This is a genomic window from Streptomyces sp. NBC_00454 (assembly GCF_041434015.1).
GTDB lineage: Bacteria > Actinomycetota > Actinomycetes > Streptomycetales > Streptomycetaceae > Streptomyces.
The window spans coordinates 7,909,353-7,932,355 of the sequence record NZ_CP107907.1 but is presented as its reverse complement, the minus strand read 5'-3'; the positions used below and the strand labels follow the sequence as shown (position 1 = coordinate 7,932,355).

Here is a 23,003-nt window from a genome sequence, read left to right as displayed (position 1 = left end):
CTCGCTTGCAGACTGTGCAGCGCAGGGCGCCTGGCGGCAGTCGAGGTGCCGGCAGTGGCTTCGGGCGTCGGTCGGCCTCCTCGCGTCGCTGCTGTGCCTCGCGCAGCTGGCGGGCGTACCGCGCCGCGCTCTGTCAACTCGCCGGATCCCAGGTTCCTCCACAACCCGGCAGCACCCCCTGAACGTCCGATCTACGAAAACAAGTGGGCGAACCTGTGGCTCACCGACATCGAGACGCCGGACGGGCACCGCTGGGAACACCACGTCGTCAAGCTCCGCCACCTGGCCGTGGCCGCTGTGATCAACGACCGCCAAGAGGTCCTCTGATGATGTGGCGTCACCGCTTCATCACGGACGCGTGGGCCTGGGAGCTGCCCATGGGCTCGGTCGAGGCGGACGAGACTCCCGGCGAGGCCGCCGCCCGTGGAGTCCTCGAAGAGACCGGCAGGCGTCCGGGCCCGATGAAGCCGCTGGTCTACGCCGAACCGGCGAACGGCATCACGGACTCGCAGCACCACCTGTTCCGCGCGGACGGCGCCACCTACGACGGGCCGCCGACCGAGAAGAACGAGTCGGACCGGATCGAGTGGATCCCGCTGGCGAACATCCGGGGCATGATCGACCGCCGCGAGATCGTCAGCAGCGGCTCCCTCGTCAGCCTCCTCTACGTCCTGATGGACGAAGGGGTTCGCTGACCCTGCGGGGGAAGCACTGCTCGTAGACGTGCCTCGAAGGCAACCGCGGCCGGCACCTCGCGATAGGGCGCAAGCTGCTCGTAGAACTCGTGAAGGTGCCCGGTCACCCGCTCCGACGACACGGCTGCGGCGGGCACCAGCGCCTCGATCGCCGTGTGGCACGCCTGGTCGACCTTGCCCCGCTGGAGCTGCGTACGGCCCAGCCAGAAGGCGTGGAACGCCCGACCCCGCTGGTTCGCCGACTCCTCCCGTGCCAGAGCATCCGCGATCAACGGTTCGGCAATCGCCGCCTCGCCAAGACGGCCGTGCGCGATGCCCGTGTCCACGATGAGCTTCGGCTCATCGAAGTACGTCACCCATGCCGGGTCCGGGTCGCCGGCGGTGATCCGGCCGTACTGACTGTGCGCCTCGGAGATCGCGATGTGGGTCGCCGTCCGGTCACCGAAGGTCGCGTGGGCGAACGCCTCACGCATGGCCAGCATGGCCCGGACTCTCGGCGTCGCACCGATGGCCGCTCGGGCCTGATCTTGGGCAGCAGACACCAGGGCCAGCGCATCCGCCGGCTTGTCCTGGTAGGTCGCTTGCAGGCTCATGCACGCCAGCACGTTCAGTAGCCCTTCGACGTATCGCAGCTGGCCGACGACGGCAGGCCGGAGCGTCTCGCCGCCGTGCCCGTCGTCGCGACGCCAGTAGTCCTCGATCGAAGAACGGAGGGCGTGCAGTGTGGATGGGCTCGGGTTGGTCCCGGCGCGCCCGCCCCCTCACGTTAGGGCGGGCGCGCCGGGATGCGCCGAGCCCATCCGCGCTGCGCCCTCCGTTCTTCGATCGAGGACTACGGGCGTCGCGACGACGGGCACGGCGGCGAGACGCTCCGGCCTGCCGTCGTCGGCCAGCTGCGATACGTCGAAGGGCTACTGAACGTGCTGGCGTGCATGAGCCTGCAAGCGACCTACCAGGACAAGCCGGCGGATGCGCTGGCCCTGGTGTCTGCTGCCCAAGATCAGGCCCGAGCGGCCATCGGTGCGACGCCGAGAGTCCGGGCCATGCTGGCCATGCGTGAGGCGTTCGCCCACGCGACCTTCGGTGACCGGACGGCGACCCACATCGCGATCTCCGAGGCGCACAGTCAGTACGGCCGGATCACCGCCGGCGACCCGGACCCGGCATGGGTGACGTACTTCGATGAGCCGAAGCTCATCGTGGACACGGGCATCGCGCACGGCCGTCTTGGCGAGGCGGCGATTGCCGAACCGTTGATCGCGGATGCTCTGGCACGGGAGGAGTCGGCGAACCAGCGGGGTCGGGCGTTCCACGCCTTCTGGCTGGGCCGTACGCAGCTCCAGCGGGGCAAGGTCGACCAGGCGTGCCACACGGCGATCGAGGCGCTGGTGCCCGCCGCAGCCGTGTCGTCGGAGCGGGTGACCGGGCACCTTCACGAGTTCTACGAGCAGCTTGCGCCCTATCGCGAGGTGCCGGCCGCGGTTGCCTTCGAGGCACGTCTACGAGCAGTGCTTCCCCCGCAGGGTCAGCGAACCCCTTCGTCCATCAGGACGTAGAGGAGGCTGACGAGGGAGCCGCTGCTGACGATCTCGCGGCGGTCGATCATGCCCCGGATGTTCGCCAGCGGGATCCACTCGATCCGGTCCGACTCGTTCTTCTCGGTCGGCGGCCCGTCGTAGGTGGCGCCGTCCGCGCGGAACAGGTGGTGCTGCGAGTCCGTGATGCCGTTCGCCGGTTCGGCGTAGACCAGCGGCTTCATCGGGCCCGGACGCCTGCCGGTCTCTTCGAGGACTCCACGGGCGGCGGCCTCGCCGGGAGTCTCGTCCGCCTCGACCGAGCCCATGGGCAGCTCCCAGGCCCACGCGTCCGTGATGAAGCGGTGACGCCACATCATCAGAGGACCTCTTGGCGGTCGTTGATCACAGCGGCCACGGCCAGGTGGCGGAGCTTGACGACGTGGTGTTCCCAGCGGTGCCCGTCCGGCGTCTCGATGTCGGTGAGCCACAGGTTCGCCCACTTGTTTTCGTAGATCGGACGTTCAGGGGGTGCTGCCGGGTTGTGGAGGAACCTGGGATCCGGCGAGTTGACAGAGCGCGGCGCGGTACGCCCGCCAGCTGCGCGAGGCACAGCAGCGACGCGAGGAGGCCGACCGACGCCCGAAGCCACTGCCGGCACCTCGACTGCCGCCAGGCGCCCTGCGCTGCACAGTCTGCAAGCGAGCCTTGGCTCCAGAAATGGCGACAGCCGGGCGTCATCTCCTGTGCTGACGGCGTCGATGTGGGCTTCGCCCGACCTCGTTCACAGCCGCGTACTCAGCACCCGACCAGCACGGGAGCCAGCACCGCCTCCCCAAAGAGGGGTAACTCTGCAATTCCGGCAGGGCGTACCCGCCCTCGCCTGGAGGGGGCTGAGGGGATTGGTTCGGGCCGTACAGGACCGCCCGCTGCCCGCGTAGCGACCGCCGGGTGCAGACGGGTGCGACGGTCAGCTCCGCCACGTGGTCCGTCAGGCGATGCGCGTCAGTACGGTGGCGGTGTTGTTGCCCGTGTGCGACTCGGTGGACGTGGTGGTGGCCTTGGTGGTGAGCTGGACGTTGCCGCCGCCGTACGAGGGGCCACGGCCGGCGATCTGCAGGCGCACGGTCTCGCCCGGCTTGAGCGCGCCGATGCGGACCTCGATGCGGTTGCCGTCGACGAGGTGAGCGTCGGCAGTGCCCTGGCTGATGCGGTGGGCGCGGTGATCGATGCCGTTGGGCATGGTCGTGGTCGAGCGGACCTGCTGGGCGGTGGCCTTGCCCGCGTTGGTGATCTCCACCTGCCACAGCCGCTCTTCGTTGTGGTCTATGTGGGAGGGGCCGGAGGCGGTGACGCGTACATCGGCCGTCTGCTTCTTGGCGGGTACGCCGCCGCCCCAGGGCTTGCCGTAGTCCTTGTTGTAGGTGTCGGTCCAGTTGCCGGCGTAGCCGCCGCCGTAGTTGTTGACCCAGGCGTCGCCGTAGTCGCCGCCGTACGCCGCGGAGGCGGGAGCGGCCGCGGCCACGCAGATGCCGGCGACGGCGGTGGTGGCGAGCAGGGCAGCAGTGCCCCGGCGGCGGAGGACGCTGGAACGGAAAAAGTGCATGGGGTGGGCAGCCTTTGGGTTGTCGGGGGCGAAACGGTCGCACCCGTTCGGAGCGCGACCTCGACAAGGCTGTCGTAGTGCCCGGGGCGGCCCCTGCGGCAAAAGGCCTTGACCGTCGTGCCCTTGGTCCTGTGCCTTCGGGCCTCTATATCGGCCGAATGGATGAGCCGGCCGGGGCCAGGCGAAGCCAACTGTCCGGGGGCCGGCTCGATGTACCGCGCAATGAGGAGAGTGTCCAGATCGGTGTGCACGGCGACCGCCGGGGTCGAACGGGCTTCGACACCACCGATTCTGAACACTCTTCGCCGCTTCAGGCAGGCTCTCAAGCACATCAACCCACCGGGAGCGGACGGTCGACGTATCGCGGGAGCGGGCGAACTCCGGACTCAGCAGCTGAAGTTGACCCGCTTGAACGTGGCGTAGTGGTCGGCCGTGTAGTGGTCCTCCCGGCTCTGCCGACCGGTGACGATGCGGCGCCGCGAGTCGGGGAGCCCGGGGTGATGACCGTGTACTCGTGGTAGTAGCCCCTGTTCTGGCTGGGCAGCACGCGCTCACGGTTCTGGAAGACGACGCCGTCCTGCGAGTACGGGAAAGGGCCGCCCGCGTCGATGAGGTTCAGGGTGTCGTGCGCCTGGGTGGGCAGCGCGGAGTAGCAGATGTTTCCAACAGCCTTGATGAGGGCCGAAGTTGATGAGGCGGGGGCCGCGGTGGCGGTGGGCCCGACGAGGAGGGCAGTGGCGACGGCGACGGCGCCACCGAGGGCGAGAATGCGTGGGGGGATCTGCATGGGCCTCATGATGACGCGCGTAGACATGGGCACGTCAATACCAAAGTTGTTGATTTTTTCACCATTCGAATCGACGGGCGATGTGCGCCGCCGGGGACTTTCGGGAAGGGGTGGGAACCGGGCCGCCACAGGCGCCCGCCCCGCGTGATCCGCACCTGGGAGTCGCAGAAGGCCGTCGCATCGATGTCTCACGTTCCCGCCCCAGGCTGGAAACCTGCCGGTCAGCGCGGTATCGACACGTGCCGACACCTCCGCCGACTGGCGGGAACGGACCCCCCGACCGGCTGGAACCGGGCTCGCGACGTCGCCGGGGACGGCGAGGGGACCTTAGGGTCAGCCACGACGGGGATCGATTGACGACGGGGTGCGACGCACGTGATTCGGGTAGTGGTGGTGGATGACGAGGCGCTGGTCCGATCCGGTTTCGGCCTCATCCTGGGTGCGGCAGACGACATCGAGGTCGTCGCCACGGCGTCGGGCGGGGACGCCCTGGACACGGTGCGGGAACACCGTCCGGATGTCGTCCTGCTGGATATCCGGATGCCGGACGTGGACGGCCTCACGGTTCTGGCTCAGCTGCGCGCCCTGCCCGATCCCCCTGTCGTGGCGATGCTGACCACCTTCGACACCGACGAGTACGTCCTCACTGCCCTCCACTCGGGCGCGGCCGGTTTCCTCCTCAAGGACACCGAACCGGATCACCTCCCCCAGTTGGTCAGGACCTGGCCGACGGCGGAGTGGTGATGTCCTCCAAGGCCTCCCGGAGCCTGCTGCGCACGCATCCTGCTGCCGGGGGGCTTGCGGCCGTGGACGAGGAGGCGGCCCGCGTGGAGCGGCTGAGCGACCGGGAGCGGGACGTGCTCGTGCTGCTGGCGGAAGGCTTGTCCAACGCCGATATCGGAACCCGTCTGCATCTGGGCACCGGCACGGTCAAAGACCATGTCAGCGCCATCCTCACCAAACTCCGGGTGGCCGGCCGGGTCCAGGCGGCGCTGCTCGCCCAGCGAGCCGGGCTGCTGGATGCCGGCCGGGAAGGCAGATGAGCGCCGCACTTGGGAAGCGGCTGTGGAATCGGGTACCGCCACTTGCACGGGATGCCGGTCTGGTCGCCCTCGCCGCACTGGACGCATGGCTCAGCCTCTGGAACGACACCGCGCTCGGCCTCGCCCTCGCCGCGATCGCCTGCGGTGCCCTGGCTCTGCGTCGGCGGTTCCCGCTGGCCGTCTTCCTGCTCACGCTGCCGGCCGCCGTGGTCCAGGACATCCTGGTCGCCCCGGTCGCCGCCCTGTACACCCTGGCCGAACGCTCGCGTGACCGTCGTCTGCTCGGCACGTGCGTCTTCCTGTCCGCGGTCGCCATGGCTGTGCACGCTCCGTTGAACGACGACCCGTCGACCAGCCGGGCCTGGACCCTGATCTTCTTGCTGTACAACCTGGCCACGGCCACCGCCCCGGTCCTGCTGGGCCAGCTGGTCCAGGCACGGAGGGACTTGGGACGACGTCTGGTGGAGATCGAGGAGGCGAGGGAGCACGAGCGCGAGCTGCACACGCAGGCCGTCCTGGCCCGGGAACGCGCCCAGCTGGCCCGCGAGATGCACGATGTCGTCTCCCACCAGGTCAGCCTGATCGCGGTTCAGGCCGGAGCCATGCAGGTGGCTGCCAAGGACGCTGACAGCAGGGAAACGGCACGCACCATCCGCTCCCTGAGCGTGGACACGCTCGACGAACTGCGCACCATGGTCACGCTGCTGCGCGCCTCCGGCGGAGCCGCGACGGACCTCACCCCGCAGCCCACCCTCGCCGACTTGCGCAGGCTGGTGGCGTCCAGCGGCATCGAAGCGGAGCTCACGGGCGATCTCCCGGCCTCTGTGGGCACGCCCGCTCAGCGCGCTCTGTACCGCACGGTGCAGGAAGCACTGACCAACGCCCGCAAACACGCCCCCGGCCAGAGCGGCCGTCGAGCTGTGGCACGACGGCGACGCCGTCGGCGTGACGGTCACCAACAGCCCGCCGACCCGCCCCTCACTACCCCTGCCCGGCGCACACCTGGGCCTGCTGGGCCTCAGGGAGCGCGCCGACATCCTGCACGGCACCTTCGAGTCCGGCCCGACCGGCGAGGGCGGCTACCGGGTACGGATACGCATCCCGTCCCGCGCGGACTGACCCTCCTACCGCGTACTGACCCGCCCACCGCGTACTGCCCACCGTCCACCGGGAAGTCCGGTTTCCCTGCGCAACCCGTCAACGTTCTGTGCCCCGAATCAGGAATCCCCTTGCTCTTCACCGTGATCGTGATTACCGCTGCGGCCGCCGGGTGGTCGCTCGTCGCCGGATGGCTGGAGCTGCGGCACATCAGGGCCCCTCTGGTGCTGGTCCTCGCGGGGATCATCACCGGACTGTTCACCCAGAGCGAGATCGCCGCCACCTTGAACTCCGAGGTCGCGCAGCACGTGGCCGAGGTCATTCTGGCGGTCCTGCTGTTCGTCGACGCGACCGAACTGCCGGGCGGGCGACTGTTCGGCAAGGATCCCGGCGCGGCCGCCCGGGCACTACTGGTGGCCCTGCCGCTGAGCCTGGCCGCGATGGTCCTGCTGGGCTCGCTGCTGCTGCCCGCGCTGCCGGCGGTGCTCCTGTTGCTGATCGCGTGCGTCATCGTGCCGACCGACTTCGCCCCGGCCGAGACACTGGTCCGCGACACGCGCATCGCCGCCCGGGTGCGCAACGTCCTCAACGTGGAGAGCGGCTACAACGACGGGATCGTGTCGCCCATCTTCCTGTTCGCCCTGATCCTGGCCGGTGCCACCGCGCAGGCCCACACCCCCATGCAGGCACTGGGCACGGCGGTTCCGTCCTCGGCGAAGGCCCTCGTCGTCGGCATCGTGCTGGGGCCACTGCTGGCGTGGTTGATGAACTCGGCCGACCGGATGCACCGAATGACCGACCAGTCACGCCGGATCCTCGTGCTGGTCGCACCGCTGCTCGCCTACGCCATGACCGTGGCGGCCGGCGGCAACGGCTTCGTGGCCTCGTTCGTCTGTGGCATCGGCTTCCGTTACGTCCGGCAGGCCCCGACCCGGCGAGGAGACGTCCAAGCCCCCGACGCCTCGGACTTCCGGCTGATCGAGGACACCAACTCGATCATGACCATGTGCATGTGGTTCTTCTTCGGAAACGCCGTGGTGCTCGCGCTGGGCGAGGGCGTCCACTGGCCCACCGTCGCGCTCTGCGCCGCCGCACTCACCGTCGTGCGCATCGTTCCGATCCTGCTCGCCTTCCTCGGCTCGGACTTCACCTGGCGCGAACGGCTCATGGTGGGAGCCCTCGGACCACGCGGCACCACCTCGATCGTGTTCGGGCTCATCGCCTTCAACACCCTCCCCGACGGGCCCTACGCGGACACCGTCCTGTACGCGACGACACTCACCGTGCTCGGCAGCGTTCTGCTCCACGGCATCGGCTCGACCACCATCGCCCGCCTGCTCACCCGGCCCTCTGCTCCGCCGGCCCCTGAGACCACGACCCCGGAGCGGATGGCGTCATGAACCCGCGCCGGGGCTGAGACCCGGGGCCCGGCCCCTCGGACCGCCACCTGGCGGGGCGCGCTCCGCCAGGTGGCGGATGGGCTCCGGACGCCCGGCGGATACCTCCACAACCTGTCCTTGCACGAAGTTTGCAGGGCAGGGCAGGGCAGGGCACGACCACGCCGCCCTGGCTCCGGCGGCCGCTCTCCCTCCACCTGTGCGGGCGTACGTCGGCCCGGAACGAGGAGGACGCGGACGTGTTCAGCGACAACGAGGCTCTGCGCTTCGAGGAGTACGTACGGCTCCGGCAGGACGCGCTGCTGCGCACGGCCCGCCGCCTGGTTCCTGACCTGGTGGACGCCCAGGACCTGCTCCAGACCGCCTTCGCTCAGACCTTCGTCCGGTGGGACCAGATCGTCGACAAGAACCTCGCGGACGCCTACCTGCGCCGGGTGATGATCAATACCCGGACGGAGTGGTGGCGGGCCCGCAAGTTCGAGGAAGTGCTCACCGCGCACGTCCCCGACACCAGCGTCGAGGACAGCACGGACCGGTACACCGACCGCGCCCTGCTCCTCGACGTCCTCGGCATACTGACCCCCCGGCAGCGCAGCATCGTCGTACTGCGCCACTGGGGAGAGCTGAGCACCGAGGAGACCGCGCAGCTGCTCGGTCTTGCGACGGGCACGGTCAAGAGCACCCTGCACCGGGCGCTGGTCCACCTCCGGGAGGAGCTGGAGGAACGCGAACGGCACTTCCACGCCGGAGGCGGTACCCGCCCGCCGGGGCGCGGGATCGCGCGGCCCGCCCGAAACCGCTGTCCGCTGCGGCGCCGACCTCGACCGGCCATCACACCGTGGCCGGCCCCGAATCCTGGGCCCCGGCCTGCTGACGCTGGCCCGCCGGGTGACGGGTGGCGCACCCGCCGGTCGGCGGGGAGAACCGGACACCTGTGGGATACCGGCCACCCCGGCGCGGCACCTGAGTCTGGAGTTCCGCAAGGAGAGATTCCGGACGACCGGCCCTACCAGGGCGGTCTGGACCGTCCGGCGGACGCCCCCTCCTGATCCCCTCCGTCCGGCCCCGCGCGCGGTGACCACCTCGCGGCGCCCGCACCGCAGTATGTCCACCGGCGCCGTCCCGCACCGTCGAGGCCGGACCGATCCCACCAAGAGCAAGGAGGAACTATGGGTGTTTCGCTGTCCAAAGGCGGCGACGTATCGCTGAGCAAGGAGGCCCCGGCCTGACGGCGGTGCTGGTCGGTCTCGGCTGAGACGTGCGCACCACGGCGGCGTCGATTTCGACCTCGACGCGAGCGCGCTGCTGTGCGACGAGCGCGGCAAAGTCCCCTCCGACTCGCACTTCGTCTTCTACAACAACCTCAAGAGCCCGGACGGTTCGGTCGAGCACACCGGCGACAACCTCACCGGTGAGGGTGAGGGAGACGACGAGGTCGTCAAGGTGAACCTCGCGGCCGTTCCGGCCGACGTGGTGAAGATCGTCTTCCCGGTCTCCATCCACGACGCCACCGCACGTTCGCAGAACTTCGGCCAGGTGCGGCAGGCATACATCCGGGTGGTGAACGAGAACGGCGGGGCCGAGCTCGCCCGCTACGACCTGAGCGAAGACGCCGCCACCGAGACGGCGATGGTTTTCGGCGAGCTGTACCGCAACGGCGCGAGTGGAAGTTCCGTGCCGTCGGCCAGGGTTACGCCTCCGGCCTGGCCGGCATCGCCCAGGACTTCGGCGTCAGTCTCTGACACCGGAGCACCCCAGCCCCCGCCGCCCGCGCCGTCCACGCGGAATCCCCCTCCGCGTGCGGGCGGCGGGCCCCACCGGGCCGCCGCAACCGTCTGGCCCCACCCCCATCAATCCCGGGAGCCTTCATGTCCGTAAACCTCGCCAAAGGCCAGACGATCAGCCTGGCCAAGTCCGACGCGACCCCCCTCATCCGGGTGCGCATGGGCCTGGGCTGGCAGGCAGCCCAACGCAAGGGGTTCCTCGGAAACTGATCGGGCCCAAGGAGATCGACCTCGACGCCTCCGCACTGATGTACTCGGGCCGGGAGATGCTGGAGGTCGTCTACTTCAACTACCTGGTCAGCTCCTACGGCGCGGTGAGGCACTCCGGCGACAACCGCACCGGCGGCGACGGCCCGGGGGACGACGAAGCCATCACCGTCGATTTCACGGGTCCCCCCGGAGGTCGACCAGATCGTCTTCACCGTGAACTCCTTCACCGGGGCGACCTTCGGCGAGGTCGGACACGCCTACTGCCGGTTGGTGGACGACACCACGGGCCTCGAACTCGCCCGCTACACCCTGTCCGGCGGGGGCTCCCACACCGCCCAGATCATGGCCAAGGTCGTCCGCCTGCCCGAGGGCTGGCAGTTGGCCGCCATCGGCGAACCCGCGGCCGGGGCAACCTTCCAGGAGCTTCTACCCGCCATCGACCGCTACCTGTGACCTGCGATAGACGGGCTGGGCGCTGTGGAGGACGGCGGGGCGATGCGCACGCCTTGCGCATCGCCCCGCCGACGACGCCCGATCCTGCCGGACCGGTCGGGACACGGTCCCGCCGGTCGGCGGGGTGGTCACCGCCGACCGGCGGGGCCGTTGCCGAAGCCTGCCGGATGGCCCGACTCCTGGCGTCACCGCGAGATTCTCCCTATGACACAGATGCAGCCGCCCCTGGAGACGTCGCCGCCTGAGCCTCGAACCCTGCCCGAGTCCGCCGTGCCGGCCCCGGGCGGCCCTTCGATGGGACGCCTTGTCGGGGTTGACCTGGCCCGGGCATTGGCGGTGTTCGGGATGTACATCGTCCACATCGGCCCCCCGCTGTCGGCCACGGACGGCGTCGCCGGCTGGGTCCGGTATCTGGCCGATGGTCACTCGTCGGTCCTGTTCGCCACCCTCGCCGGGTTCTCGCTGATGCTGATCGCCGGCCGTCGCAAGCCGAAGACCGGTCTGGCCGGTCGGCAGGCCAAAGCGCGGATCGCGATCCGCGCCGTGGTCCTGCTGGCGCTGGGCACCGCGCTGTCGATGGAGTACGGGGACGTGATCATCCTCGCCTTCTACGGCGTCTACTTCCTCCTCGCCCTGCCCCTGGTGCGACTGCGCGCCAGCACGCTCGCGCTGATCGCGGCCGGGCTCGCACTCGTCACACCGCAGCTGGCGTTCGTCCTGAAATCCCTGCTGAGCGAGTCCGTCCAGCAGAGCGTCAACGCCTACGACCCGCTCGAGAAGCTCAGCGACGTGGGAGTGCTCGATCTGCTGCTCACCGGCTTCTACCCGACGATCACGTGGATGCCGTTCGTGGTCGCCGGGATGGCGCTGGCCCGACTCGACCTGTCCGCCACGACCGTCCAACTGCGCCTGGCCGCGCTCGGTGCCGCCCTCACCGTGGCCGCGTACGGCACGTCCCTGCTGCTGGCGGGCAAGGACGCGCTACGGAGCATGGCGGAGGGCGGCAAGTCGTCCGCCGACTCCGAGGCGGCGTCCTCCGCCAGCGGATCCTTCGACGCCCAGGGGTCGGCTTCGGAGCTGTTGTCCGCCGGGCCTCACAGCGGTACCACGTTCGACATCATCGGCAGCGTGGGCGTCGCGATCCTCGTGATCGTGGGCGCGACGGTGCTGATGGACCGTCTGCCGCTCCTGCGCCGCCTGGCGAAGCCGATCACCGCCGTGGGCGCCATGTCCCTGACGGCGTACGTAGGCCACTTCATCGTGCAGTCCGCGGTGGGCATCCCGACCGGCGAAAGCAGCCAGGTGTCCTGGGGGCCCGTGCTGACGTTCATCCTCGGGGCGATCGTGTTCGCCACGCTCTGGTCCCGCTTCTTCCGCCGCGGACCGCTGGAGCACCTGCTCAACGCCGCCACCAAGCCGGCGAAGTACATCCGATGAGGTCCGGCCGGGGTGGCGCGCCCTCGTGGCCCACCCCGGCCCTGACGGCTCAACGCCTTCCTCACCAGTGGGCACACCCGCCACCTGGGGGGGGTCTCGCCGGCCACCTGGGGGCTGAGGTCCGGATTACTGCCGGATACCCGTTGGCTCGCCCTTGGCCGAGCCTGGACGCATGGACGACAAGCGAGCGGACCGAGACGGTCGCGCACCGGCCCCGGCCGCTCCCGACACGCCGCTCTGCAAGGGGTGCGCGAGGGGCGGTTGCTTGTTGCACGGACACCTCAGGGGCGGCCGGGAAGCCGGCTTCCTCGTTTTCCTCGCGGCGGCCGGAATCCTGGCGGTCCTCCGGCCTGACCTGTACGCCGGCCTGGTCCACCAAGCCGGGGGGATCTTCGCCAGCCTGTCCGGCTGAGCACTCCGACCCCCCGTTGACGCGCGGGCACGACCTGGTGCTCCGATCCGCGACCGCAGTGACCGGGCAACCGGACGACAAAAGGACCACGTCATGACCGCGACCGACCCGTCGGCCGCCGACACCGCACGCCTGACCGCCCCGAAGACGTTCAAGGCGCTGTACGCCCATTTCCGACCGCACCGCAAGGCCGTCGCGCTCGCCGCCCTGCTCACCCTGATCGGGGCCGGCAGCGGGTTGCTCCAGCCCTTGGCCACGAAGGTCCTCGTGGACCGGCTGGGCTCCGGTGAGACGATCAGCAGGATCCTCCTGGCCCTCACCGCACTGGTACTACTGGGCGCGGTGCTCCAGGCGCTCGGCGCGTACGTGCTGGAGCGGACCGCGGAGTCGGTCGTGTTGGCCGCCCGCCGCACCCTTGTCGGTCGACTGCTGCGGCTGCGCCTCACGGAGGTCGAGCGGCACCAGCCGGGCGACCTGATGTCCCGGGTCACCTCCGACACGACGCTCCTGCGCGCCGTCACCACCCAGGCACTCGTCAACGGTGCCACCGGCGTCATCACCCTGGTCGCGGCCATCGTCATGATGGCCTTCATGGACGCCGTGCTGCTCGGCGTCACCCTGGCTGTGGGCGTGCTGATCGGCGGGGCCGTCGCCCTGGTGATGCCCAGAATCGCGCAGGCCACCGAGCGTGCGCAGGAGGCGGTCGGGGAGGTCTCCTCCGTCCTCGAGCGGATCTTCGGCGCGCTCCGGACCGTCAAGGCGTCAGGCGCCGAACAGCGCGAGAACGCGGTCGCCGACGCGGCACTGCAGCGGTCGTGGCGGCACGGCGTGACGAGTGCGAAGTGGGAGGCGGTGGCGGAGGGATCGGTCGGTCTGGCCATGCAGCTGTCGTTCCTCGCGGTGCTCGGCGTCGGCGGGGCACGCGTGGCCTCCGGAGCGATCCCCGTGTCCACTCTGATCGCCTTCCTGCTCTACCTCTTCTACGTCATCGAGCCGGTGGAAAGGCTGGTCCAGGCGGCCTCCGCGTATCAGGAGGGATCAGCGGCCGTCGCCCGCATCGACGAAGTGGAGCGGCTTGAAACGGAGCACCTGGACCAGGAGCACCCCGAGCGGCCCGGGACATCGGCGGCGGCTTGGCCCGGCGTCGGTCCGCTTCGAGGACGTGAGCTTCCGCTACCGCGATGACCTCCCGTCCGTCCACCACCAGGTCGACTTCGATGTGCGCAGCGGCGGCATGACGGCCTTCGTCGGCCCCTCGGGGGCGGGCAAGTCGACGGTCTTCGCGCTGATCGAGCGGTTCTACGAGGCCACCGGAGGCCGGGTTCTGGTCGACGGCAAGGACGTCCGCGACTGGCCACTGCCGGAGCTGCGCGGTGCCATCGGATACGTGGAGCAGGACACGCCGGTCCTGGCCGGAACGCTGCGGGAGAACCTGGTCTTCGCGGCACCCGACGCGACCGACCAGGACATCCACGCCGTCCTGATCCGGGCGAAACTGGACACGCTGGTGGACCACCTGCCGCAGGGACTGGAAACCCCGGTCGGACACCGCGGCACCAAGCTGTCGGGCGGCGAACGGCAGCGCATCGCGATCGCCCGCGCCCTGCTGCGCAAACCCCGGCTGCTACTCCTGGACGAGGCGACCTCGCAGCTCGACGCCGAAAACGAACTGGCGGTACGCGACGTCATCACACAGGCCGCCCGGACGACCACCGTCCTCGTCGTGGCACACCGCCTCTCAACGGTGACCCACGCCGACCGGATCGTGGTGATGGACGCAGGACGCGTACGCGCGGTGGGCACCCATACGGAACTGCTCGACCAAGACACCCTGTACGCACGCCTGGCGGCCACCCAGTTCCTGGGGCCGGCACGGTGACTGGCCGTCGACCGATCAAGGGATCGGCGATGTACGTCGCCAAAGGAATAGGAGTCGCCATGAAGCTTGCCCGGTTGGGCGGAAGCGTGGTGCTCCTTGGCGCCGCGGTCTCGGCGGTACTCGCGAGCAGCCCCGCACAGGCCGCAGAGGGCGAGGTCGAGATCAGGCACGGCATTTTCATGGCGCACGGCGAGTCGTGCGGGCGCGACAGCACCGCGCCGGTGGACGTCACCCTCAATTCCACCGCCGAGCAGGTCCCTGCGCCGGCCCCTGAACCCACCACTGAGTCGACCACCCAGCCGACCACCTCCCTGGGCATCAACCCTCGCACTGGACCCGACACCACCCCCGACACCACCCCGGGCGCCGCCCAGGGTCCGGCCGAGCCCAGCAGCGTCGACGCAGGCTCCGAGACCACCGGTTGGGTACGCACCGAAACAGTTCTGCTGGCCGTTGGCGCTTCCACCGCCGCCGCTGCCGCAGGCCTGGGCTTCGCCGCCCGGCGCCGCTTGGCACGCCGCAACGACTGACATCTGAGCACCCCGCTCCCCCGACACCCCGTCCGCGCGCTCTCCTTCTCACCGGATTCGCAGCAGGAGCCACTACCGCGGCCGAGTTCACCGCCATCTGCCTGTGCGCCGCCCCGCGCTGACCGTCCCACCAATCACACGGCGCCCCGCCCGTAAGCAGAAGCGGTAAGGACCAGGGCGGTTGAGTGCCAGCGCTTGCCCACCGCGTGGACGTCGCAGCCGGTGAGGCCTCATCCATAAGACCCAAGGCGCCCTCGGCGCCGAGCCGGGAGCAGAGGCCAACCGGCCCTCTCCACAAGCCACCCCTGGGGAGTGACTGTGGAGTCCCGGGGCCGCCCGGGGAGTCTCTGGGCAGTTCTGGCCGCGTAGCCAGAAAGCCCGTGAAAGAACCAACACCGCAGGTCAGCGCCGAGCGATGGGTCGAAAGCCCAGCTCAGAGCCCCGAACTCGAGGCCTACCTGACGTAGGTCCCGAGGTCGTCGGCCTCGACGATCCCCGGCAGCGAGCCGCACTGCTCGACGTCGACGCCGAAGTGGAAAAGGCCGGCTGCACTCGATGACGTCGCCCGTGTCCGCGCGGGCCGATCGCTGGAACGCGCCAGGCCCCACCACAGAGGGTGGCCACCGCCCAGCTGACCTTCGTCGCGATAGACACCGAGGGCAAGCCCCCCATCATGCCTGCCAGGCCTGATGGGCCCGACTGATGAACCGCTGCTGCCGCGACACCGCGCATTGCTTGCTGTCCACAACGTCGTGCGGCGGCCCTCCATGACAGGACGACAGCAGACCACAGCTCCCGCACCCTTGATGACATCAGCGCTGCCCAGCGCGTTCTCCCGATAGGCCTCAAGCGAGTTGGGGAAGTTCAGGGGCAGGATCGGAGCGCCCATGGCCCTTCACCTCGCCGAAGCGGCTGCCGTTCATCCAGTCCTCTCGAACCTGTGCAATATCCTCTTGGGAACATCCGATCCTGTTCCAGAACGTAACACGAGATATCCGTCTTCGTGCAGGTCAGGAACGTATTGGACCCTCCAGCGTCAGCAAAAGGTCAGCATTGGCGCCCGAGGAGTCCGCACGGCATGGCAACGAAGTCTCTGGCCCACGGCATGGGCACCTTCTACAAAGACTGCGAGCACCCGCAGTCACGCTGGTCGAAGTGCCCGCACGAGTACACGATCCGATACCGCAATGCCGCCGGAAAGCAGTCCGAAGAGGCCGGCTTCACTACCCAGGACGCGGCCATCGACCGCCTCACCACGATCTACAAGGAGAAGAAGGCGGCACCCAGGAGCCAGAGCAAGGCCGAGCGCATCCAGAAGTTCGGCACCATGCAGTTCCGCGAGTACACCGCGGAATGGAAGGCCGGCCAGCGCGACCTCGCCGAGTCCTCACTCCGCACGCTCGAGTCCCTCCTCGACCACCACATCCTCCCCACCCCCGGCAGCCGCCGGATGAACACCTTCGACCACAAGGTCGTCGACGGCTTCCTCCAGACCATGGAGCGCAACGGCGCCGGCCTGGCCACCCAGTCCAACGCCTTCGACAAGCTGAAGTCCGTCCTCCTCGACGCCTACCGCCTCGGCATCTACACCGAGAACCCCGTCCTGGGCGTCAAGCCCCCGCAGTACGACCCCGAGCGCGCCGTCATCCCCTCCCCCGCCCAGCTCCGCGACATACGCACCGCCGGCGACGACCGGTTCCTGCTGATCTCCGACCTCATGAGCGGCTGCGGCATGCGCAACGGCGAAGCCTTCGCCGTCAACCTCAACAACCTCGTCGCCAGCGACGTCTACCGCATCACCGAACAGGTCAACCAGACCACCAAAACCTACGGCCGCCTCAAACACCGCAAGCCCACCGACTACCGCGACGTCCCCCTCCCGGCCCGCGTCCGCGAGACGATCGAGTGGTACGCCGACAAGCACGGCACGGTCGACGGCTACCTCCTCCGCCACCCCATGGACCCCACGAGGCCGTTCCTCGCCTACTACCTCCAGAACCAGTGGCAACGCATCAAGCGGGCTGGCGAGGTCGACGTTCCCGACGGCATGGTGATCTACAGCCTCCGCCACTTCTTCGCGTCGAACTGCCTGACCAACGGCATTCCCATCACGGACGTCGCCGAGTGGATGGGCCACAAGAGCCTCGACATCACCTTCAAGATCTACCGCCACCTCATGCCCGGCTCTATCGGCAAAGCCGCCAAGGTCCTCGACGTCGGTCTGGTGGCTTGACCCGCCAGGCGCGGGAGTCGGCGCACCGCACGCTCGCTCACTTCCCCACTCGAACAGCGAGGGAAGGGTCGCACATGTTTCCGACATATGCGTCAGGGAGATAACCATCCCAACGCTGCGCGCACGCCAAGCAGGGGGTGTCATGAAGTACGACCTGTCCGGTCGCTTGGTGGTAGGGATCGCCTCCAGTGCGCTGTTCGACCTCACCGACTGCGACGCGGTGTTTCGAGAACGGGGAGAGGATGCCTACCGCACCCACCAAGAGGCACATGTAGAAGATGTGTTGGCCAAGGGAGTTGCCTTCCCTTTCGTTCGCCGCCTGCTGTCGTTGAACGACCTCGCGGATCCGTCCGATTCGTTGGTTGAGGTCATCGTTCTGTCGCGAAATGACCCGGACACTGGCTTGCGGGTCATGCGCTCGATCGAAGCGCACGGCCTGCCTATCAGCCGAGCCGTCTTTCGGCAGGGTCGTTCGTCACACAGCTTCATGCCAGCCCTGAACATGTCGTTGTTCCTGTCGGCCAATGGGGCTGACGTGCGCGAGGCGGTCGCAGATGGATTGCCAGCGGGTCACGTGCTCGAGACAGCGCGGGTCGATGACGAGGACGACCCTGAACTCCGGATTGCCTTCGACTTTGACGGCGTGGTGGCGGGTGACTCTGCCGAGCGGATCTTCCAGAGTGCCGGCATCGACGAGTTCCGTGCGCACGAGGTGCGCAATGCGACCACACCACACGATCCAGGACCGCTGCGCGAGTTCCTCGCTGGCATCAACCGCATCCAGCGTCTTGAGGAGGATGAGCGCCGCAAGGATCTCGGGTATGAGCCCCGCCTTCGAGTGTCCCTGGTCACTGCTCGGGACGCCCCCGCACATGAGCGTGCCGTGCTGAGCCTCAAGCAGTGGGGGCTGCGGGTGAATGACGCCTTCTTCCTCGGCGGCGTCGACAAGACTCCCATCATCAGCGCCTTGGATCCGCATATCTTCTTCGACGATCAGGTCTCCCACCTGAACGGCACTGCACCAGCTACACCCAGCGTCCACATACCGTTCGGAGTCGTCAATGCGCCCTCGTGACTACGCTGTATATCCGGCGTGGTGTTTTCAGTGCCGATGCACATCGCGGTCCGTCTCGGTGAAGGCTTGAGTTGGCATTGGACGGCGACGATGCCCTCCACAGCATGGGTGAGGCGTTCGGCCAGCGGGATCAGGTTGCCGTCGCGGACCTTGCCAGTCAGGGTGGCGACCCCTCTGGCCACGGTGACCTTGACGGCTTCGTGGGAGAGAGGGAACAGGCGGTCGACGACGGTGCGGCGGATCTCGGTGGCGAGTTCCTCGTCGGTGCGGAGGAAGACCTTGAGGAGGTCGGCGCGGCTGACGATGCCCATGAGGGTGCCGTCGGCGTCGACGACCGGGAGGCGCTTGATGTGCCGGTCGGCCATGAGGCGGGCGGCCTGAGGCAGGGTGGCGTCAGGGCGGATCGTGACCGCCGGGGTGGTCATCATGTTCTCGGCGAGGGTGGAGCCCGCCTTGGCGGTATCGCCGAGCCGGCGCATCTGCTCGATCAGGCCCGGGCGGTGCTCGTGGAACTCCTCCTTGGGCAGGAGGTCGGCCTCGGAGACCACGCCGACGACATGGCCCTCCCCTTCGATGACGGGTAGGGCGGTCACCTTCCACTGCTCCATCGCGGTGGCGATGTCCTTGAAGCCGGTCGAGGGGGTGACGGCGATGACCTTGGTGGTCATGACGTCGGCGACGGTGTAGGGGGTGGAGGTCATGGCGGGGTCCTCAGCGTGCGTAGGCGAGCGGGGTGCCGCTGCCGTGAGGGGCGAACAGGTCAAGGAGCCGGGTGCGGGCCGAGCCGAGCCGGTCGGCGATGACCGCGCCCACGGCGACGGAGACGGAACGACCGACGGCCGAGTCCTCGTTGCACAGCTGGCGTACAGCCGCGGCGTCGAACTCCAGGGCGCGAACCTCGTTGGAGGCGGTGGCGCCGAGGTGCCAGGTGTAGGGAGGGAACATCCAGGACCAGCCGAGGAGCTCGCCGTAGCCGAGGGTGTCGACGACCACGTTCTTGTGGCCGGGGACGTGGGTGTCGAGGTCCACGGTGCCGCACTGGATGATCCAGAACTTCTCGGCCCGCCGGCGTTCGTTGAAGATGCGGGTGCCGGCCGGGATGGTCACCTGGTGGGAGTGGGCGAGCAGGGCTTCTGGTGCCATCGCTTCGAGGATGGTGTGCATGGTGCTCATGGAGCGCCTCCAACCCTTCGCATCCACCCTGCTCGGTGGGCCGCCGTGGCCGCGAGGGCCGCGCGGTGCATACCGCGGGGACCGTCCGGCCCGGTCAGCGGACCAGGACGGCCTCCCCGGACTTGGGTACGACGGCCGTCCAATCCAGCTCGTGGTCGATGCGGTCCCTCAGGGTTTCGGAGGCGGTCTCCTCGCCGTGGACGAGGTAGGTGGTGTGCGGGGCCGGGGCGTTGCGCAGCCAGTCGATGATCTGGTCGGCGTCGGCGTGCGCGGAGAAGTGCGGTACGTCGGCGACCTCGGCGCGTACGGGGACGTACTCGCCGAACATCTTGAGTGTGCGGGCGCCGTCGACGAGGTCGCGGGCTCGGGTGCCGGCGGCGGCGAAGCCGACGATGACCACGGCGCTGCGGGGGTCGGGCAGGAGCCGGTGGAGGTGGTGCAGGACGCGGCCGCCGGTGGCCATGCCCGCGGACGAGACGATGATCGCCGGCCCGGTGGAGTTGTTGATGTCGATCGATTCCTGGACGGTCCGGGCGGCCAGGAAGGGCTCCGGGCTGATCGCCGCCTCGCCCTGCGCGAGGATCTCAGGGCGCAGCTCGGGCGAGTGGGCCCGGACGGCGGCGCGGTAGACGTCCAGTGCGGCCAGGGCCATGGGGCTGTCGACGTAGACGGGTACGTGGCGGGGCAGGGTGCCGTCGCCGCGCAGGGTGGCCAGCTCGTGCAGGACGACCTCGGTGCGGTCGATCGCGAAGGCCGGGATGACCACGGTCCCGCCACGGGACAGCGTCCGCGTGATCACCGAGGCGAACTCGCGTCGTGCGCTCTCGTGGTCGTGGCGGCGGTTGCCGTACGTCGACTCCATCAGCAGGACGTCGGCACCGGAGAAGGGCTCGGGCGGCAGGAGGAGCGGGTGGCCGGGGCGGCCGAGGTCGCCGCTGACGGCGAGGGTGTGACCGTCTTCCAGGGTCAGGTGCGCCCACGCGGATCCGAGGATGTGACCGCCGTGGTGCAGCATCAGCTTCGTGCCGGCCATGATCTCGATCTCGCTGCCCACCGGTACCGGGTCGAAGTACTTGATCGTCTGATCGACGTCATCGTCGTCGTAGAGCGGCTTGGCGGGGCGGTGCGTGGACCAGCCGTGCTGGTTGGCGTGCTCGGCGGCTTCCATCTGGAGGCGGGCGCTGTCGCGGAGCACGATCTCGGCGAGCCGGGCGGTGTGGGCGCTGGTGAGGATGGGGCCGCGGAAGCCGTGCCGGACCAGTCGCGGCAGGTAGCCGCAGTGGTCCAGGTGGGCGTGGGTCACTACGACGGCGTGGATGTCCGAGGCGTCGCAGGGCAGCTTGTCCCAGTTGCGACGGCGCAGGTCCGCGACACCCTGGAAGAGTCCGCAGTCGACGAGGATCCGTGCGTGATCGCTCTCGACCAAGAACTTACTGCCGGTGACCGTCCGCACCCCGCCGAGGAACCTCAGTAGGGCCGGGCGGGCGGAAGCAGGAGACGGGGCTGACTGGGACATGGCAGCAGCCCTCCTTTCGGAACGGATGCCGGTCTCCACCGTCGCACCGGAACGCCCTGTCCGCTGGGGACCTACCGGCCCCGGATAGGGGCCGACCGGCCCAAGCGGGACGGAGGGGTACGGGCACAGCCTGACGGTGCCCCCCTCCCGCACAGCGCACAGAGAGAAGGCCGCGCCATGAAGGCACTCGTCTTCCACGGGCCAGGACAGACCTCCTGGCAGGACGTCCCGGACCCCTCCGTCAAGGACGCCGCCGACGCGATCGTCCGGGTCGACGCCGTCACCATCTGCGGCACTGACCTGCACATCATCAAGGGTGACGTCCCCGAAGTGACGCCCGGCCGGATCCTCGGGCACGAGGCCGTCGGGACCGTCGTCGAGGTCGGCGGCGATGTCCGCAGCGTCCGCCCCGGCGACCGCGTCCTGATCTCCTGCATCTCTGCGTGCGGACGCTGCCGTTTCTGCCGTGAAGGGCACTACGGCCAGTGCCGCGGAGGTGGCGGCTGGGTCCTGGGCCACACCATCGACGGAACGCAGGCCGAATACGTACGCGTCCCCTTCGCCGACCTCTCCGTCTACCCGCTGCCCAGCGCCCTGGCCAGCCACGACGCCGTACTGCTCGCCGACATCTTCCCGACCTCCTACGAGGTCGGCGTGCTCAACGGCAACGTGCGCCCGGGTGACACGGTCGTCGTGGTCGGCGCCGGACCCATAGGCCTGGCCGCCATCGCCACGGCGCAGCTCTACAGCCCCGGGCGGATCATCGCCGTCGACCTCGCCGCGTCCCGGCTCGCCGCCGCGCGCGACCTCGGCGCCGATGCCACCGCGAACGCGGACGAGGAGCCCGAGCGGCTGGTGGAAGACCTCACCGACGGGCTCGGGGCGGACGTGGTCATCGAGGCCGTCGGCATGCCCGAGGCCTTCGAGATGTGCACCCGCATGGTTCGCCCGGGCGGCCGGGTCGCCAACATCGGCGTGCACGGCAAGCCCGCCGTCCTCCACCTCGAAGACCTGTGGATCAAGGACGTGACCATCACCACCGGTCTCGTCGACACCCACTCCACCCCCATGCTCCTGCGCATGATGGCCGCAGGCCGACTGCCCGGGGCCGCGATGGTCACCCACCGCTTCGAGCTGGACCAGATGGAGGAGGCGTACGACGTCTTCTCCCGCGCCGGAGACACCGGCGCCCTCAAAGTCGTGCTCGGCGGACCGCAGCACGACACGGTCGCCGTACCGCCCCAGGAGCAGTGAGTGCCGTGAAGAGCACACCTAGCACCCACCCGCAGCAGTCCGGCGAGATGTCCGGACGCACCGACCTGGGCCGCCGCCTGGCGGCCCGCCGCGAAGCCCTCGGTCTGAGCCGCGAGGAACTGGGCCGGCGGTGCGGCGCCGACGCCACGTACATCGCCTACCTGGAGGAGCACGCCGCCAGCCCTGCCATCGGCACCCTCGTCCGGGTGGCCGACGCCCTCGGCCTCACCGTCGACGACCTGACCGGCGCCAACGCCCTCCGCGTCGCCGGTCGATCCACCGCCCGGCGCGACAGCACGCTCGTGCCACTGGACGAGACCGAATGCCGACGGCTGCTGAACACGCACGGCGTGGGCCGCATCGCCATCTTCACCCCAGAAGGCCCGGCCGTCCTTCCTGTCAACTACCTGATCGCAGGACCCGACATCGCCTTCCGCACCTCCGCCGAAGCCGTCACTGCCAGAGCTGCCGGAACCGAGGTCGCCTTCGAGATCGACAACATCGACGACGTGACCGCCACGGGGTGGAGCGTGCTGGCCGTGGGCGAACTGGCAGCGGTCACAGATCCGGACGAGATTCTCCACCTCAGCAGCACGGCCCGCTCTCAGCCCTGGGCCGGCGGCCCGCGTACCCACTGGATGAAGCTCACCCCCGCCCGGATCACCGGCCGTCGCGTGGTGCACGACTCATGAACGAACTACGGGCGGTCGTCTTCGACACCGACGGAGTGCTCCTCGCCACGGCGGACCGCCACGCGGCCGCCTGGAAGGAGACCTTCGACGGCTGTCTCCCCGAGTCGCAGCCATCGCAGGCCGCTGCACGACCGCGGCCGTTCGACGCAGTCCGCGAGTATCGGGATCTGGTAGACGGCAGGGCCCCGTCTCGACGGCGTACGCGCCTTCCTCGC

12 protein-coding genes and 12 pseudogenes are annotated in these 23,003 nt (G+C 69.3%); 15 read left to right on the top strand and 9 right to left on the bottom strand.

Annotated elements, in window-relative coordinates:
* The first annotated feature begins 189 nt into the window (after positions 1–189).
* Positions 190–695: pseudogene (locus OHU74_RS36190) on the top strand (NUDIX domain-containing protein).
* On the opposite strand, the pseudogene OHU74_RS36185 reads toward OHU74_RS36190, so the two are convergent.
* Positions 665–1,429 (bottom strand): annotated as a pseudogene (locus tag OHU74_RS36185) (hypothetical protein); the annotation flags it as partial. The pseudogenes OHU74_RS36190 and OHU74_RS36185 sit on opposite strands and share 31 nt — an antisense overlap.
* 75 nt (positions 1,430–1,504) lie before the next feature.
* Here OHU74_RS36185 and OHU74_RS36180 point away from each other — a divergent pair.
* Positions 1,505–2,251, top strand: a pseudogene (locus tag OHU74_RS36180) (hypothetical protein); the annotation flags it as partial.
* Here OHU74_RS36180 and OHU74_RS36175 read toward each other — a convergent pair.
* The 3 genes and pseudogenes from OHU74_RS36175 to OHU74_RS36165 form a co-directional block, all read right to left on the bottom strand.
* Positions 2,221–2,726, bottom strand: a pseudogene (locus OHU74_RS36175) (NUDIX domain-containing protein). The pseudogenes OHU74_RS36180 and OHU74_RS36175 sit on opposite strands and share 31 nt — an antisense overlap.
* Positions 2,727–3,200: 474 nt before the next feature.
* Positions 3,201–3,815, bottom strand: coding sequence for a hypothetical protein (locus OHU74_RS36170; protein WP_371613979.1), 615 nt, complete (start codon positions 3,813–3,815; stop codon positions 3,201–3,203).
* Positions 3,816–4,201: 386 nt separating this feature from the next.
* Positions 4,202–4,602: pseudogene (locus tag OHU74_RS36165) on the bottom strand (ribonuclease domain-containing protein).
* Positions 4,603–4,989: 387 nt separating this feature from the next.
* Here OHU74_RS36165 and OHU74_RS36160 point away from each other — a divergent pair.
* The 9 genes and pseudogenes from OHU74_RS36160 (at position 4,990) to OHU74_RS36120 (ending at position 14,845) form a co-directional block, all read left to right on the top strand.
* Positions 4,990–5,645, top strand: a pseudogene (locus OHU74_RS36160) (response regulator).
* Positions 5,642–6,764: pseudogene (locus OHU74_RS36155) on the top strand (sensor histidine kinase). Before OHU74_RS36160 ends, OHU74_RS36155 begins: the two co-directional pseudogenes overlap by 4 nt.
* 122 nt (positions 6,765–6,886) lie before the next feature.
* Positions 6,887–8,143, top strand: a complete 1,257-nt coding sequence (locus tag OHU74_RS36150; protein WP_371619891.1) for a cation:proton antiporter — start codon at positions 6,887–6,889, stop codon at positions 8,141–8,143.
* Positions 8,144–8,379: 236 nt separating this feature from the next.
* Positions 8,380–8,910 (top strand): annotated as a pseudogene (locus OHU74_RS36145) (SigE family RNA polymerase sigma factor); the annotation flags it as partial.
* Between the two features lie 399 nt (positions 8,911–9,309).
* A pseudogene (locus tag OHU74_RS36140) lies at positions 9,310–9,882 on the top strand (TerD family protein).
* Between the two features lie 126 nt (positions 9,883–10,008).
* Positions 10,009–10,587, top strand: a pseudogene (locus OHU74_RS36135) (TerD family protein).
* Positions 10,588–10,881: 294 nt separating this feature from the next.
* Positions 10,882–12,024 (top strand): DUF418 domain-containing protein, encoded by a 1,143-nt coding sequence (locus OHU74_RS36130; RefSeq protein WP_371613972.1) that lies wholly within the window; start codon positions 10,882–10,884, stop codon positions 12,022–12,024.
* A gap of 505 nt (positions 12,025–12,529) precedes the next feature.
* Positions 12,530–14,315, top strand: a pseudogene (locus tag OHU74_RS36125) (ABC transporter ATP-binding protein).
* 59 nt (positions 14,316–14,374) lie between these two features.
* Entirely contained in the window at positions 14,375–14,845 is a 471-nt protein-coding gene (locus OHU74_RS36120) for a hypothetical protein (protein WP_371613982.1), read from the top strand.
* A gap of 454 nt (positions 14,846–15,299) precedes the next feature.
* Here the strand turns inward: OHU74_RS36120 and OHU74_RS36115 are convergent, their stop codons facing one another.
* Both OHU74_RS36115 and OHU74_RS36110 read right to left on the bottom strand, forming a co-directional pair.
* On the bottom strand, positions 15,300–15,734 hold the full coding sequence (locus OHU74_RS36115) for a hypothetical protein (protein ID WP_371613970.1): 435 nt from the start codon (positions 15,732–15,734) through the stop codon (positions 15,300–15,302).
* Positions 15,691–15,831, bottom strand: a pseudogene (locus OHU74_RS36110) (pirin family protein); the annotation flags it as partial. The gene OHU74_RS36115 and the pseudogene OHU74_RS36110, both read right to left, overlap by 44 nt.
* A 92-nt stretch (positions 15,832–15,923) precedes the next feature.
* Between OHU74_RS36110 and OHU74_RS36105 the strand changes: the two are divergent.
* The gene (locus OHU74_RS36105) at positions 15,924–17,078 is read left to right on the top strand and encodes a tyrosine-type recombinase/integrase (protein WP_371613969.1); all 1,155 of its coding nucleotides are present in this window, start codon (positions 15,924–15,926) and stop codon (positions 17,076–17,078) included.
* A gap of 142 nt (positions 17,079–17,220) precedes the next feature.
* Entirely contained in the window at positions 17,221–18,153 is a 933-nt protein-coding gene (locus tag OHU74_RS36100) for a 5'-nucleotidase (protein WP_371613968.1), read from the top strand.
* Here the strand turns inward: OHU74_RS36100 and OHU74_RS36095 are convergent.
* The 3 genes from OHU74_RS36095 to OHU74_RS36085 all read right to left on the bottom strand — a co-directional run bounded on the left by OHU74_RS36095 (position 18,072) and on the right by OHU74_RS36085 (position 20,842).
* Positions 18,072–18,854 (bottom strand): CBS domain-containing protein, encoded by a 783-nt coding sequence (locus OHU74_RS36095; RefSeq protein ID WP_371613967.1) that lies wholly within the window; start codon positions 18,852–18,854, stop codon positions 18,072–18,074. The two genes, OHU74_RS36100 and OHU74_RS36095, sit on opposite strands and share 82 nt — an antisense overlap.
* A 10-nt stretch (positions 18,855–18,864) precedes the next feature.
* The gene (locus OHU74_RS36090) at positions 18,865–19,326 is read right to left on the bottom strand and encodes a Crp/Fnr family transcriptional regulator (protein ID WP_371613966.1); all 462 of its coding nucleotides are present in this window, start codon (positions 19,324–19,326) and stop codon (positions 18,865–18,867) included.
* 94 nt (positions 19,327–19,420) lie between these two features.
* Complete coding sequence (locus OHU74_RS36085; protein WP_371613965.1) at positions 19,421–20,842, bottom strand: MBL fold metallo-hydrolase RNA specificity domain-containing protein; 1,422 nt, start codon at positions 20,840–20,842, stop codon at positions 19,421–19,423.
* 177 nt (positions 20,843–21,019) lie between these two features.
* Between OHU74_RS36085 and OHU74_RS36080 the strand changes: the two genes are divergently transcribed.
* Both OHU74_RS36080 and OHU74_RS36075 read left to right on the top strand, forming a co-directional pair.
* A complete protein-coding gene (locus tag OHU74_RS36080) occupies positions 21,020–22,096 on the top strand; it encodes a zinc-dependent alcohol dehydrogenase family protein (RefSeq protein WP_371613964.1) in 1,077 nt (358 codons plus the stop codon).
* A 5-nt stretch (positions 22,097–22,101) separates the two neighbouring features.
* The gene (locus OHU74_RS36075) at positions 22,102–22,788 is read left to right on the top strand and encodes a helix-turn-helix domain-containing protein (protein WP_371613963.1); all 687 of its coding nucleotides are present in this window, start codon (positions 22,102–22,104) and stop codon (positions 22,786–22,788) included.
* The last annotated feature ends 215 nt before the right edge of the window (positions 22,789–23,003 follow it).